The sequence below is a fragment of the Paenibacillus sp. FSL R7-0331 genome (genome assembly GCF_000758645.1).
Taxonomy (GTDB): domain Bacteria; phylum Bacillota; class Bacilli; order Paenibacillales; family Paenibacillaceae; genus Paenibacillus_AQ; species Paenibacillus_AQ camerounensis.
The window spans coordinates 1,344,384-1,358,475 of record NZ_CP009284.1; the positions used below are offsets into that span (position 1 = coordinate 1,344,384).

The window sequence follows — 14,092 nt, forward strand, 5'->3', positions numbered from 1 at the left end:
TATACTGGTCCGGTAATGAACCGGACTGTTGTACCTGTACCGCAGCCTACTCCTGAGCCTTATCTGCCCCAATTTTGCGGCCGATCCAGGCTTCGTAGGTTTTCACTACAGCGGACAGATCCTCTTCACCGTAGCCTTGGGTATATCCGGCCTGGAACATGCTCTTAGCCAGTCCCAGCATAGGCGCAGGGACCCCGGTTGAGTCGCTGAGTGCGGAAGCAAGCTTCAGGTCTTTAAGCATAAGAGCCAGCGAGAACTGATTGCTGAAGTCATCTTCGATAATTTTACGCCCTTTCAGCTCGGCCTGCTTGCTGCCCGCGGAACCGTTCTGGACAAGCTCCAGGAATTTATCTGCCGGTACACCGTTCTTCACAGCAATGGAGAAGCCTTCAGCGAGGGCAACATTATGAATGCCGACCATAGAATTATGCGCCAGCTTGGCTACAGCGCCGCTGCCGTTTCCGCCCATATGCAGCAGCAGGCGGCCCATTGTGTCAAAGAGATCCCGCTCGGCTTCAATGACCTTGGCGTCGCCGCCGACCATGAACACAAGCGTGCCTTCGATCGCTGCAGGCTTGCTGCCGGTTACCGGCGCATCGAGGAAGCTACCGCCGCGTTCTTCTACAGCCGCCGCGACCTCTTTGACCAGTCCGGGGGAAATGGTGCTGGAGTCAATGATTACGGCTCCCGGCTTCAGGACCGCCAGTATACCGTCTTCACCGTAATAAACCTCCCGGATCGAATCATCATTACTGATCATGGTAATAATAACATCCTTGTCCTGCGCTGCCGCCTGCGGGGTAGCTGCAACAGCTGCACCGGCATCCTCCAAAGGCTTGCACTTCTCTGCCGTACGGTTGTACACCGTAACCTGGTATCCGCCTTTCAGCAGGTTTGCCGCCATGGGAGCGCCCATCGTTCCGAGTCCGATAAAGCCGATCTGTTTCATTCCATCTCCGCCTTCACTCTTTAAAGTTCGCTGCCGGAGCAGAAGCGGCTTGTCCGCCGGTTCAGGTTCTCCAGCTGTGTTTTAATCATTCTATCACGGTACTTGGGGTTGTTCCACCGGGACAGTGGGCTATGGATGTCAAGCAAGCGCTTCCATGTAACTTTCGAAAACTTGTGCCAAAAGCCCGGGATGTGCCCTAAGACCTTGCCAGTCAAGACAAATTAAAGTATCCTAGATTATAATGTTGTAACAAACCGTGTCAAATCTAAAGAGATAAACAGGAGGTTACCATAACCGATGTCCAAGAAGATTAATTTTGACTACAGCAAAGCCCTGTCTTTCCTTAACCAGCATGAAGTTGACTACTTTGCTGCTCCGATTAAACTAGCCCATGAGCAGCTGCATAACAAAACTGGGGCCGGCTCCGATTTCCTGGGCTGGATTGATCTCCCGACCGCATATGACAAAGAAGAGTTTGCGCGTATTCAAGCAGCAGCCAAGAAGATCCAGAGTGATTCCGAGGTTCTGATTGTTATCGGGATCGGCGGTTCTTATCTGGGAGCACGTGCTGCAATTGAAGCACTGACACATTCCTTCTACAATAACCTGACTAAGGAACAGCGCAAGACTCCGGAAGTGTATTTCGCAGGCAACAACATTAGCTCTACATATATCACACACCTGCTTGACCTGGTGGAAGGCAAGGACTTCTCCGTTAACGTTATCTCCAAATCCGGGACAACTACTGAACCGGCAATCGCGTTCCGCATTTTCCGCGCGGCGCTGGAGAAGAAATACGGCAAGGAAGAAGCCCGCAAGCGTATCTACGCTACTACAGACAAGGAGAAGGGCGCACTCAAGAAGCTGGCTACTGAAGAAGGCTATGAGTCGTTCATCATCCCTGACGATGTAGGCGGACGTTATTCCGTACTGACACCTGTAGGACTTCTGCCGATTGCTGTAGCAGGCATCAACATTGAAGAAATGATGCAGGGAGCCGCAGCCGCAGCGGATGAGTTCAACAATCCGGATGTAGCAACCAACCAGAGCTACCAATATGCTGCAGTGCGTAACGCGCTGTACCGCAAAGGCAAAACAACAGAAATTCTTGTTAACTACGAACCGTCCCTGCACTTCGTATCCGAATGGTGGAAGCAGCTGTACGGAGAAAGCGAAGGCAAGGATTACAAAGGAATCTATCCTTCTTCCGTTGATTTCTCCACCGACCTTCACTCCATGGGTCAGTTCATTCAGGAGGGTAACCGTAACATTTTCGAAACAGTTATCCAGGTTGAGCAGGTTCGTCACCACATCACACTCGAAAGCGATGCTGACGATCTTGACGGGCTGAACTTCCTTGCCGGTGAAACAGTGGACTTTGTTAACAAGAAGGCTTTCCAGGGAACGCTGCTGGCGCACACAGACGGACAAGTGCCGAACCTGATCGTGACAATCCCGGATCAAACTCCATATACTTTCGGTTATCTGGTTTACTTCTTTGAAAAAGCCTGCGGTATCAGCGGATACCTGCTTGGCGTTAATCCGTTTGACCAGCCGGGCGTGGAAGCATACAAGAAGAACATGTTCGCGCTGCTGGGCAAACCGGGCTACGAGAAAGAAAAAGCTGAACTGGAAGCCAGACTTACTGAATAGCATTACCGTACACCACAGAACATTCATACATTAGAAGTAACTGGGAGCAGTCCATAGGTTATCCATACCGGGGCTGCTCCTAAACTATATTAAGTTATCCCAAGACTAGGTAAGGAATGGAATAGGATGCTGGAACAATATCGGACGGTACGTTCTCCCGGGTCCCGGGAAGTCGTAATTCGTAAGTCGCGTTTTATCGGGCATGTAATGCCGGTGGACAATGAAGAAGAGGCTATGCAATTTATTGAAGACATCAAGAAGCAGCACCGCAATGCCACACATAACTGCTCGGCTTACATGATTGGCGAAAGAGATGAGATTCAAAGACAGTCAGATGACGGGGAACCGAGTGGAACGGCCGGTAAACCGATTTTGGAAGTAATCCGCAACCAACAAGTTAAAAATGTCGCAATTGTGGTTACCCGTTATTTCGGAGGCATTATGCTGGGGGCAGGCGGTCTTATCCGGGCTTATGCTGACGGCGCTGTGCTGGCGCTTGAGGCCGGTGAAGTCATTACCCGGGTGCTGAGGCGTGAAGTCTTTGTGCAAATTGATTATACGTGGCTGGGTAAAGTTGAGAATGAGCTGCGTGCTAAAGGCACCAAGACCGGTGAAACCTCCTTTACGGATACAGTGACGCTGCTGTGTCTGCCGCGGAATGATGAAGGTGACGCTTTTGTAGCATGGATAACGGATCTTACCCAGGGGCAAGCGCTGGTTACAGAAGGGCGGCGGCTTTACTTCAGCGAAGGGGAATAGATTATGGCAAGAAGAGCAGTGGAGCGGGAGTTGTCGAGAGAGAGGATTCTGGAAGCAGCCAGGCATTTGTTTATCACCAAAGGATACCGTGCAATTTCTATGCGCAGCATCGGACAGCATCTGGGATACAGCCATGGCTCGCTCTATTATCATTTCAAAGAAAAAGCGGAGCTGTTCTATGCTATTGTGGTTGAGGACTTTAATCACGTAGCGGGCCTGCTTAATGAGGCAATGAATAATCCGCCTGAACCCGGTATGACCCGGGTGGAGCAGCTGGTAATGGAATTTATCCGTTTTGGACTCGATCATCCGCATCAATATGAGATTATGTTCATGATCCGTGATGAAGAGCTTCTGGCTTATTGCCGTGCAGAACAGGGACGATGTTTTGAGTTATTCGCAGGCATTGTACGCCGGCATATGAAGGAAGAGGGATATGTTTCCGAGGATTGGCAAAGTGTCCCGCTGACGTTGTTTTTATCTGCCCACGGATTTATTTCTTATAATATTCAGGATAAGGTTTCTTTTGATGATGTTAAGCAGGCCGCCCTTACTCATATTAAGGTGCTCAGCCGGAGTCTTTAGTATCCACATTTTTAGGCCTCCTCACTTTAGAACTGTGCATTGGTATAACTTTGCATAGTGAAAGTGTTATAGAAACTATAGATTGCATAGAAGCGGCTCCGCCGGAACTGGCGGAGCCGTGTTTATTAGCTTTATTGACAGGTCCTATTATCCTTCAATAATCTTCACATAATATTGGCGGTGCCTCGGCCCGTCGAACTCACAGAAATAAATGCCCTGCCAGCGGCCGAGCAGCAGGGAACCCTCTTGGATAATAATGCTCTGGGATGGACCGGCGGTTATTGATTTTAGATGGGAGGCTGTATTGCCTTCGCCGTGACGGTATTTCGGATGCTCCCAGGGGTACACCTCATCCAGCCTCATCAGCACGTCATGCTTTACATCCGGATCGGCATTTTCATTAATGGCAATTCCTGCAGTGGTATGCGGGCAATAGACTACAGCAATGCCATTTTGCACCCCGCTCTTTTTTACACAGGAAATAACTTCACGCGTAATATCACGCAGCTCATCCCGTTTGCTGGTCGAAATCTCAATAGTATGTAACATAATGCTATCCCCTCCCTGTAATATAAATAAAATATACTATAGTTTACCCCAAATTGAACGAAAGTAATTGACGGACACAGGCGGCTTTGGTAAAGTAATGATAATTATAATACCAAGTATATTAATAGGAATAATTATGGGCGTAATGGCTACTATACCGACCGGATATCCGGAGGTGGGGGGACTCTTAACTTGAATTCGCTGCTGAGACACAAGGGCTGGACCTGGGGATTTCGCACAACGATTCTGCTGTATTTTGTCGTGCTGATTGTTTTGCCGATTCTCGGCGTATATTACAATTCCTTTTCGCTGGGCTTCAGCACCTTTATCGAAGCTGTAAGCGACCCGATTGCCTGGAAATCGGTCCTGCTGACACTGAAGCTGGCAGTCATCGCTACTGTTATAAATGTCCTGCTGGGCACGATGATTGCCTGGGTATTGATCCGATACCGCTTCCCCGGTAAAGCGCTGCTGAACAGCCTGGTCGATCTCCCCTTTGCCTTGCCGACAGCGGTCGGTGGTCTGATGATTCTGCTGCTGCTCGGTCCGGGCAGTCTGATTGGCAGACTGGCGGAGAGACTCGGCTTCGAGATTGTTTTTCATCAGCCGGCTATTGTGATTGCCATGATCTTTGTAACGTTCCCGTTTGTCATCCGCGCAGTACAGCCGCTGCTGGAGGAGCTTGATCCTTCCGAGGAAGAAGCTGCTTATACGATGGGCGCCAGGAGCAGCCGGGTATTCCGGCAGGTGATTCTTCCCTCAATGGCTCCGGGGATGATCAGCGGCGGTATGCTGGCCTTCTCGCGTGCGCTGGCTGAATTCGGAGCAGTTGTGCTGGTTGCCGGCAATATTCCGGGACGGACGCTGGTGTCCTCAGTCTTTATTTTCGGTGAAGTGGAAAGTGATAATCCGGTTGGTGCCGCTGCGGTATCGGTCATTCTCCTGACCTTGTCCTTCCTGATCCTCTGGCTGATTAATCTGCTGCAGATGCGGGGGAGAAGATCATGAGAAAACTATGGATTACCCTTACCTATCTTGTATTTATCCTGCTGATTGCCGCTCCGCTGGGTAAAATGGCGACGGAGGCTTTCAGTGATGGCTTCAGCGGATTCTGGGCCTCGCTGTCGCGGCCGGAGGCACTGCACGCGCTGATGATGACCGGGTTCGTGGTTGTGGTGGTTACACTGCTGAATACCCTGTTCGGCATTATGCTGGCCCTGTATCTGGTGCGGGCAAACTGGCTGGGCAAACGCCTGAAAGGGCTGCTGAACAGCATTGTCGATCTGCCGTATGCTGTATCACCCGTAATCGGCGGACTGATGATCGTTTTGCTGCTCGGTCCGGACAGTGCGCTCGGTGCGCTTTTTGAACAAATCGGAGTCAATATTGTTTATGCTTTTCCCGGAATGGTCATTGCCACGCTGTTTGTAACGTTCCCGCTGATGGTGCGTGAGGTGATGCCGGTGCTGCAGGAGATCGGTTCACAGCAGGAAGAAGCTGCTTCGACGCTCGGGGCGTACGGCTGGACAACCTTTTGGAAGGTGACCTGGCCTTCAATCCGCTGGGCGGTTATCTATGGTGTGATTCTGACGGTTGCCCGCTCACTGGGCGAATTCGGCGCCGTACTCGTTGTTTCGGGTAACATTATGAATAAAACACAGACTGCAACCACGCTGGTCTACCAGGATGTAGAGAACTTTAATGTAACTGCTGCGGGCGGTGTGGCGCTGGTGCTGGCCGCATTCTCCGCAGGCTTGCTGCTGCTGATGGAATGGAGTAAGAGACGAAAGGGTGTGCATTAGAGATGCATGTAGAGGTTCGGGGACTAAATAAGCATTTTGGAGATTTTCACGCCGTGAAGGACGTTAATTTCGGGATTACCAAAGGTCATCTGATCGGCCTGCTAGGCCCAAGCGGCGGCGGCAAAACCTCGATTCTGCGCATGCTGGCAGGACTGGAGACACCGGACAGCGGTGAAATTATTTTTCACGGTAAAACGGTCAACAATCTTCCGCCGCAGGAGCGCGAAATCGGCTTTGTGTTCCAGAACTATGCGCTCTTTAAGCACATGACTGTCTATGAGAATATCGCTTTTGGACTTAAGGTTAAGAAAGCGAATAAGATTGCAATCCGTGACCGGGTTACGGAGCTGGTTGAGCTCACCGGTCTTAAGGGATTTGAGAAGCGTTATCCGCATCAGCTGTCCGGGGGCCAGCGCCAGCGGGTTGCATTTGCCCGGGCGCTTGCGCCTGAGCCGCAGCTGCTGCTGCTGGATGAGCCGTTTGCCGCCATTGACGCGAAGATCCGCCAGGAGCTGCGCTCGTGGCTGCGCGAGCTGATTGAACGTGTCGGCATCACCTCGATCTTCGTCACGCATGACCAGGATGAAGCGATTGAGGTGGCCGATGAGATTATGATCATCAATCAGGGGCGTCTGGAGCAGAAGGGCACCCCGTGGGATATTTACAAAGAGCCGAAGACGCCGTTTGTGGCAACCTTTATCGGTGAATCGACACTGATCGAGAGTGCCAGCGAGCTCAAGGGCTTCAAGAATGCGGGCGGCGGCAAGCCGACCAAGGCGCTGATCCGTCCGGAGTATATCGAGGTGGGCCATCTGAATGAGTTCAAAATGGCTTCCGCCACAGAGCAGGGCGTCGTGAAGCATCTGCATTTCCGCGGCAGTGAGTGGCTGGTGGAGGTAGAGGTAAACGGGCATAAGCTGGTGACGTACCGGTCGCTCGAAAAGGAGACCCTTACGCCGGGTCAGGAAATTTCTGTGCTGGTCCACCGTGCCTATCTGTTCAATGACGACCGCAGCTGGATTCAGGAGAACGGGCTGAAGGAAGATCCGATGCCTGTGTTTATCTAAGTAAAGGATGTGTGCCGGTATGAGGGTTCACAAAAGGAGCAGACAACTGCACGGATGGCTGGCAGCCCTAACGCTGGCATTGCTCGCACTGGCTCTGGCCGGCTGTGGAAATAATAAGGAATCAGACGACGGGGAAGCGGCTCCGCAGCAGGGGGATCTGACTCTTGTGATCGGAGCCTATAGCGTGGTCAAAGATGCAATGGGTGACATTTTGCCCCTTTTTGCTGCAGACTGGAAAGCCAAAACCGGGCAAACCATCGTCTTTCAGGAATCTTACGAAGCCTCAGGTACGCAGGCGAGAGCGATTGCCGGCGGATTTGAAGCGGATGTGACCCTGCTGGCGCTGGAAGGGGATATCGGGAAGCTGGTCAAAGCCGGGCTGGTTGCGGATACCTGGAAGGAGCATGGAGCAGACGGGATGATCACCCGATCAGTGGTGGCACTGGGGACCCGTGAAGGCAATCCGAAGGGGATTAAGGACTTCACCGATCTGGCGCAGCCGGGTGTGAAGGTGCTCTACCCCAATCCCAAGACCTCCGGCGGAGCGCAGTGGGATATCAACGCAATTTATGGAGCGGGCCTGAAGATGTCCGAGGAGCAGACCGGGGTGAAGGATCCTGCGGCTGCAAAAGCTTTTTTGGAGCAGGTACATGCCAATGTGGAATCCTTGGATAAAAGCGGGCGGGCCTCAATGGCAGCCTTTGAATACGGCGTAGGGGATGTTATCGTTACGTATGAGAATGAGCTGCTGGCGCGGATCGCCAAAGGCGTGAAGTATGAAGTAATTATCCCTAAGGATACGATTCTGATTGAAAATCCGGCTGCCGTTGTGGACAAATACGTGGATGAGCGGGGAACTCGTGAAGCTGCCGAGGCGCTGGTCGATTATCTGTCGACACCTGCTGCGCAGGAGGTCTTTGCCGAGTATGGCTTCCGTCCGGTGAACGAGCAGGTCTATGCAGCCAACGAGAGCCGGTACCCGATTCCCGCCGGGCTGTTCGGGATCGATTATCTCGGAGGCTGGACAGAGGTCAGGGAGACGCTGTATTCGAGGCGCGGAATCTGGTATCAGGTGCTGGCGGGGATTTAGCAGCTGCTCTGCGTGCTGGTGGTTGTGATTATAATGAACAAGCAGGGCCGTTCCTCTTAGCTGGAGGGGCGGTTTTTTTGATGCGGACAAGGAGAATGCTCGGGAAGCGGGATGAGATGAACGGTGATATGTACTATAATGAGGGTTACTAATCTTAGCTGTGGGAACTGAAGGAGCGAGTGCAAATGGATACTTTGGTGTTTTTGGGAACAGGTGACGCAATGGGTGTGCCGCGGGTGTACTGCAGCTGTGAGACCTGTATGGAGGCGAGAACGGACGGGCTGAATGCCCGCTTGCGCTCATCCGTGCTTATAGATAACGGCAGTGATTTCTTTGCGATTGACTGCGGCCCGGACTGGCGGCGGCAGATGGAGCTGCAGGGGCAACACAATATGCGCAGGCTGCTGATAACCCATGCCCATTTCGACCATATCGGCGGACTGCCGGAATGGGCGGATGCCTGCCGCTGGATGGGCCACCGTGGAGAGCTGTATGCTCCGGCCGAGGTGATTCCCATTATCCAGCGGCAATATCCGTGGCTAAGCAGCCATCTTGATATGATTCCATGTGACGATGGCCTTGAGCTGGATGGCTGGCAGATCAGCACCTGGCGGGTGAACCACGGTAAGAACGGCTACTCATATGCGTACAAGCTGGAGAAGGATGAGTACATGTGGGTCTATTGCTCAGACTCTATATCACTCGGACCGGAGGAGACCGCACCGATGCGCGGAGCCGATCTGCTGGTGCTGGGTACCAGCTTCTATTATGAAGCCGCCGAGCTGTCCACCCGCTCCGTGTATGATATGACGGAAGCGGCAGAGCTGCTGAAGGCGGTTCAGCCGGAGCGGACAGTCTATACGCATATGTCGCATAATGTGGACATCCGCAAGGACTACATTTTGCCGGAGGGCGTTACACTGGCGGTTACGGGGCTGAGGATTGCTCTGGGACGCGGACAGAGCGGGGCTTGAGGGCTGAGAGTGCGAAATGGGCGAAGTGAAAGGCAAAAGTGCCTTTGGTTAGCAGATTGGTTTAACCGGATCGGCTTGATGAGAGGAAGGCAATACAATAAAAGGGTGCGCTGCGCCGGTTGATTTGTGAACCGGCGGCAGCGCACCCTTTTGTCAAACGTGTAATTATTCTACTGTCTTCAAAATAAACTTGTCGATGGCATACTTCACGCCGTCCTCATTGTTACTGAGGGTAACAAAATCAGCGATTTCCTTGAGCGCAGGAATGGCATTGGCCATAGCCACACCAAGACCGGCTGCTTCCAGCATCTCATGGTCATTCCAGGAATCGCCGACAGCGATCGTTTCGGACAGCTCGCAGCCGAAGTGCTCTGCCAGGAACTCAAGCGCGATACCCTTGGTGCCTTCACTGTGCATAATCTCGAGGAAGTGCGGCTTGGATTTGGTAATGTGGACGGAATCGCCCAGCAGCTCACGCAGAATCGGGGACAGCTCGTCAAGGTAAGCAGGGTCGTCGATGATGAGCATTTTTGGTGTTTTTTGCGGAACAAGCTTGTTCTCCCAGTCCGGTTCAATGAAGTATTGGGTCCGGTTCAGCTGCGAATATTCAATCAGCTTCTGGTTCTCCTCACGTGCATACAGCTTATCATCGATATAAGTCTGCAGGTGCAGGTCATGCTCCACACAATACTGGAAAAGCTTGCGTACAGCGTCTTGCGGTACATAGCGCTCGTAGAGCACTTGTTCGTCCATCAGGTTCTTAACCAGCGCACCCTGGTAAGTAATGATCGGCACGTTGAGGCCGGTCTGGCGGGCGATGGCCTGAGCAGAAGCGTAAGCGCGTCCGGTTGCCAGAGTTACTACAACACCTGCAGCGACAGCCTGTTCAAGCGCAGTCTGGGTGGCAGGGGTTACTTCCTTATCATCGTTGATGAGAGTGTCGTCAATATCAATTGCAATCAGTTTGTACATTCGGGTTCTCTCCTAAAGGTTATTGTTCTAGTATAAATGAAATTATCCGTCAGATGAAGCCAGTGGACCAGATTCTCCTTCAGCATGTCCGTCCTTGTCAGGCACAGGACTGAGCCCGGCAGTAAGCATGGCCGCCAGGATGAGCAGACAGCCAAGCCCGGCGGACAAACCGGGCTTCTCACCGCCAAAGACAAGCCCGGTAAAAGCGGCGAACACCGGCTCCATCGCGTAGATAATGGCCACCCGGGACGGTGTGGTGTATTTCTGGCAGGCGGTCTGAATCCAGAAGGCAAACGCGCTGGTTGGCCCGATGGAGATCAGCAGCGCCCAGAGCACATCAGGCTCTCTGATGAGCTCCCTGCTCTGGAGCAGCGGACCGCTGCCGTCAACAATCAGCGAGGCAAGGATGCTGAAGATGCCGACAAAAGCAAGCTGCAGCATTGCCAGCGGCTCTGTGTCATCCTTTCATGAAATACAGAAAACGTATCAAGTTGTCCAAATTGTATCCTAAAACACAGGGGAGGACAAGCCATAACTATACTGAAGCCCGGCAGTTAAAGGCTTTCCGGGAACATAATACGGCTGCAGGCTGGACAAAAAAACGCTCTCTTAGTATACTTTGGTAACCGCACATTTGTTCTTATTTTTTGACAGCTTAGAAAGGGGCGGTTTCAAAGATGATGGGCAAATCCCATTTCATTATCAGCACCGGGATTACGCTCTCTGTGATGAATCTGCTCGGCTATGAGATCACAGTTCCGGCGGCTGCTGTGGCGGCGGTCAGCTCCCTGCTGCCTGATATTGATGAGCCGAACTCGCTGCTGGTACGCAGTGCTGTGCCCGAATCTATGTTAAGGCTGCTGCAGGTAGCTTTAATTGGAGCGGCGGTTTATCTTTATTTTGCCGGAATCGTTGAAACGCCATGGAATATGGTGCTGGCGCTGCTCGTGGGCAGTGTATCGTTCCTTCCGGGCAGAAGGCTGCGGCAGCTGGTCATGATGTTAATCGCCCTCGCGCTGTTCGCGTTTGCTGCCGATTATGATCCTTGGAACTATATCGCGGCCTGCATACTTGTTGTAGCTTCTGTTGTTCCGCACCGGGGGATCACGCATACGTTATATGCGGTTGCAGGCTGGGGCGCGCTGCTCTATTTTGTCTCCCTCGGCATGAATGACGGAGGCAGCCTGTGGATTGCCGGCGGCATGTCCTATGCGCTGCATCTGCTGGCTGACTCGCTGACGCAGCGGGGGATTACGCCGCTGCCGCCGCTGCCCTTCAAGCTGCGCCTGAAGCTAATGAGCACCGGGACGAAAAAGGGCAGCAAGGTTGAGAAGGTGTGCATTGTACTTACGCTGCTGCTCGTCGCGTATGTATTCGTGATAACTCCCGTTTGAGGGGATAGCGCCGGTAAGGCAAGGCCTAAAAAGGCTCTCCGCTGTTTGAAGCGTGAGCCTTTTTTGTCGTTTAGACAGGCCAGGTTAATGAAGAAGCAGTTCACCCCGGGCAATGAGCGGTAGCTCACTGCCTCTGCGCAAAAGCTCTGATACATTGGTTGTATCACCATTTTGAAATAAATGGAATTAGAGGTGCTGCATGGAGGATAAAGCTATTCTGACGGTGACGGGTTTGAGCAAGCAGTACAAGATGGTGCCCGCTGTAGACAATATAAGCTTCACGGTGCATAAAGGAGAAGTGTTCGGCCTGCTGGGGCCTAACGGAGCCGGCAAGACAACCACGATCAGAATGCTGTGCGGTTTGCTGAAAGCGGATGCAGGCCGGATTTCTGTCAATGGTATGCTAATGACCTCCGGCAGCTATGAGCGGATTAAGCAGATGATCGGGCTATGTCCGCAGGAGATTGTCATCTGGGAGCAGCTGACCTGTCTTGAGCAGCTGCGCTTCGCAGGAATTGCTTACGGGCTTTCTTCCAGAGCGGCCTGCAACCGGGCAGAAAGCCTGCTGCACGCACTGGGTCTCTGGGACAAAAGAAACAAGCTGGGCCGGACGCTCTCAGGCGGGATGCAGCGGAGGCTGAATATTGCGCTCGCGCTTGTTCACGATCCGCAGCTGATTATTCTGGATGAGCCGCAGGCGGGACTTGACCCGCAGAGCAGAATTTTGGTACGCGACTTCATCAGGGGACTGGCCCGGGATAAGACGGTAATCCTTACTACACATGATATGGATGAGGCTGACAGGCTGTCGGACAGGGTAGCTATTATGGATCACGGAAAAATAGTGCTGATGGACATCCCTGCCAAGCTTAAGGCCAAAGCGGGCACAGGAGAGATTGTGCAGCTCCGGGTGGCCGGGATCTGCAGGGAGCTTGCTGAGAAGGCTCTGCAGACGATGCCGCCGGAATGCACAGAAAGAACCTACACTGATGGGCTGTTTCTGCTTGGCGGAGGTAACGTTCTTGAGTGGATTGGACAGGTGCAGCATCGGCTAAGGGCTCACCATATTCAGACTCTGGATATGACGATCCGCAAACGGACGCTTGAGGATGCATTCATTGCGCTGACCGGAAGGGAGCTGCGGGAATGAAGCTTATGGCAGCAGTTAACAAGTCCATCAGGGAGAGTATCAGAGACTGGAAAATGCTCGCCATGGTGCTGCTGTTCTCGCCGTTTTTTCTCTTGCTGATGTCCTTTTTTTACGGAGGAGAGGCGGTTACCTATAAGCTGGGCGTACTGAATCTGGATGCAGGGCGTGCGTCGGTTCAGCTTATCAGCAGTCTGGAGCAGATGGAGGGGGAGGCTGGCGGGTCTCCGGTATTTAAGGTAAGAAGCTTCCCGAACGGGGAAGAGCTGCAGGCTAAGGTAAAGCAAAAGGAGATCGATATCGGCCTGGTCATTCCGGAGGACTATTCAGCGGCACTGGCATCCGCAGCCAAAGGGGACAATATCAGCGCGGCGCAGGTAAGCTTTTACGGGAGTATGGGAAATGTGAGGTACCCTGTTGCAGCAGTCTGGGCTGCCGAGCAGGTGAACAGGCAGGGGATGAACGCAGCAGAGATCACGCTTCCGGCCGTTATACAAGAAACCTTTGTTGAGAAAAAGCAGCCCTTAAACGAATTCGAAAGCTATGTCCCGGGGCTAATCTCCCTTGCTGTACTTATGGTTCTGTTTACGGCTTCAGCCTCCATTGTGAAAGAAAATGACAATAAAACACTGCTAAGGCTTAAGCTCAGCCGGCTTGGCGCTTTTAATTTTCTGGGCGGAATCTGCATTACCCAGGCGGCAGTTGCCTCCGGTGCGGTTGTTCTGTCCTATTGGACGGCCCTCGGATTAGGTTATGAACCGGAAGGGTATTTTGGCGCTATTCTGGCTGTCGGAGTGCTGTCTAGTATGGCTATGGTTGCTGTGAGCCTGATTGTGGCCAGCTTTTTGAACACGGTATTTGATGTACTGACGGTCGGCTGCTTTCCGTTTTTTATTCTGATGTTTTTTTCGGGGAGTATGTTTCCCCTGCCTGATCTGAAGCTAATGAGTGTACACGGACATGCCTTTGGCATGACAGATCTGCTGCCGCTTACGCATACTGCAAGTGCTTTTAATCAAATTCTGAATGATGGCGCGGGTCTGCCGGAGGTGGGATGGGAGCTCATTATGATCACACTGCTGACGATGGTTTATTTTGCAGGAGGACTTCTGCTGTACCGGAAACGCAGACTTTCCAAAGTATAAAGGGAC

Annotated in this window: 15 protein-coding genes; 11 read left to right on the top strand and 4 right to left on the bottom strand. The window is 52.5% G+C overall.

Features of this window, described 5'->3' with window-relative positions; genetic code table 11:
• Positions 1-46 precede the first annotated feature (46 nt).
• Complete coding sequence (locus tag R70331_RS05770; protein WP_042173634.1) at positions 47-949, bottom strand: NAD(P)-dependent oxidoreductase; 903 nt, start codon at positions 947-949, stop codon at positions 47-49.
• A 297-nt stretch (positions 950-1,246) separates the two neighbouring features.
• Here R70331_RS05770 and R70331_RS05775 point away from each other — a divergent pair, with 297 nt between their 5' ends.
• The 3 genes from R70331_RS05775 (at position 1,247) to R70331_RS05785 (ending at position 3,946) form a co-directional block, all read left to right on the top strand.
• Positions 1,247-2,602, top strand: a complete 1,356-nt coding sequence (locus tag R70331_RS05775) for a glucose-6-phosphate isomerase (protein WP_042173636.1) — start codon at positions 1,247-1,249, stop codon at positions 2,600-2,602.
• Positions 2,603-2,728: 126 nt separating this feature from the next.
• Positions 2,729-3,361, top strand: a complete 633-nt coding sequence (locus R70331_RS05780; protein WP_042173638.1) for a YigZ family protein — start codon at positions 2,729-2,731, stop codon at positions 3,359-3,361.
• A 3-nt stretch (positions 3,362-3,364) separates the two neighbouring features.
• Entirely contained in the window at positions 3,365-3,946 is a 582-nt protein-coding gene (locus R70331_RS05785) for a TetR/AcrR family transcriptional regulator (protein ID WP_042173639.1), read from the top strand.
• Positions 3,947-4,093: 147 nt separating this feature from the next.
• Here R70331_RS05785 and R70331_RS05790 read toward each other — a convergent pair whose 3' ends face one another.
• Positions 4,094-4,495, bottom strand: a complete 402-nt coding sequence (locus R70331_RS05790) for a secondary thiamine-phosphate synthase enzyme YjbQ (RefSeq protein WP_042173641.1) — start codon at positions 4,493-4,495, stop codon at positions 4,094-4,096.
• A 192-nt stretch (positions 4,496-4,687) separates the two neighbouring features.
• On the opposite strand from R70331_RS05790, the gene cysT reads away from it, so the two are divergent.
• The 5 genes from cysT (at position 4,688) to R70331_RS05815 (ending at position 9,428) form a co-directional block, all read left to right on the top strand.
• Complete coding sequence (gene cysT, locus R70331_RS05795; protein WP_042173643.1) at positions 4,688-5,503, top strand: sulfate ABC transporter permease subunit CysT; 816 nt, start codon at positions 4,688-4,690, stop codon at positions 5,501-5,503.
• Positions 5,500-6,297 (top strand): sulfate ABC transporter permease subunit, encoded by a 798-nt coding sequence (locus tag R70331_RS05800; RefSeq protein ID WP_042173645.1) that lies wholly within the window; start codon positions 5,500-5,502, stop codon positions 6,295-6,297. Before cysT ends, R70331_RS05800 begins: the two co-directional genes overlap by 4 nt.
• 2 nt (positions 6,298-6,299) lie before the next feature.
• Positions 6,300-7,364, top strand: a complete 1,065-nt coding sequence (locus R70331_RS05805) for a sulfate/molybdate ABC transporter ATP-binding protein (protein WP_042173647.1) — start codon at positions 6,300-6,302, stop codon at positions 7,362-7,364.
• Positions 7,365-7,383: 19 nt separating this feature from the next.
• Entirely contained in the window at positions 7,384-8,454 is a 1,071-nt protein-coding gene (locus R70331_RS05810) for a sulfate ABC transporter substrate-binding protein (protein WP_042173648.1), read from the top strand.
• A gap of 185 nt (positions 8,455-8,639) precedes the next feature.
• A complete protein-coding gene (locus R70331_RS05815) occupies positions 8,640-9,428 on the top strand; it encodes an MBL fold metallo-hydrolase (RefSeq protein ID WP_042173650.1) in 789 nt (262 codons plus the stop codon).
• 165 nt (positions 9,429-9,593) lie between these two features.
• Here R70331_RS05815 and R70331_RS05820 read toward each other — a convergent pair whose 3' ends face one another.
• Complete coding sequence (locus tag R70331_RS05820; protein ID WP_042173652.1) at positions 9,594-10,400, bottom strand: Cof-type HAD-IIB family hydrolase; 807 nt, start codon at positions 10,398-10,400, stop codon at positions 9,594-9,596.
• Positions 10,401-10,442: 42 nt separating this feature from the next.
• Positions 10,443-10,841 carry a DMT family transporter gene (locus R70331_RS05825; protein WP_081947483.1) on the bottom strand — a complete coding sequence of 133 codons (399 nt, stop codon included), beginning with the start codon at positions 10,839-10,841 and terminating at the stop codon, positions 10,443-10,445.
• Between the two features lie 236 nt (positions 10,842-11,077).
• On the opposite strand from R70331_RS05825, the gene R70331_RS05830 reads away from it, so the two are divergent.
• The 3 genes from R70331_RS05830 (at position 11,078) to R70331_RS05840 (ending at position 14,086) form a co-directional block, all read left to right on the top strand.
• Positions 11,078-11,794 carry a metal-dependent hydrolase gene (locus tag R70331_RS05830; RefSeq protein WP_042173654.1) on the top strand — a complete coding sequence of 239 codons (717 nt, stop codon included), beginning with the start codon at positions 11,078-11,080 and terminating at the stop codon, positions 11,792-11,794.
• A gap of 199 nt (positions 11,795-11,993) precedes the next feature.
• Positions 11,994-12,944 carry an ABC transporter ATP-binding protein gene (locus R70331_RS05835; RefSeq protein WP_042173656.1) on the top strand — a complete coding sequence of 317 codons (951 nt, stop codon included), beginning with the start codon at positions 11,994-11,996 and terminating at the stop codon, positions 12,942-12,944.
• Positions 12,941-14,086 (top strand): ABC transporter permease, encoded by a 1,146-nt coding sequence (locus R70331_RS05840; RefSeq protein ID WP_042173657.1) that lies wholly within the window; start codon positions 12,941-12,943, stop codon positions 14,084-14,086. The genes R70331_RS05835 and R70331_RS05840 overlap by 4 nt, the downstream gene beginning before the upstream one ends.
• Positions 14,087-14,092 lie beyond the last annotated feature (6 nt).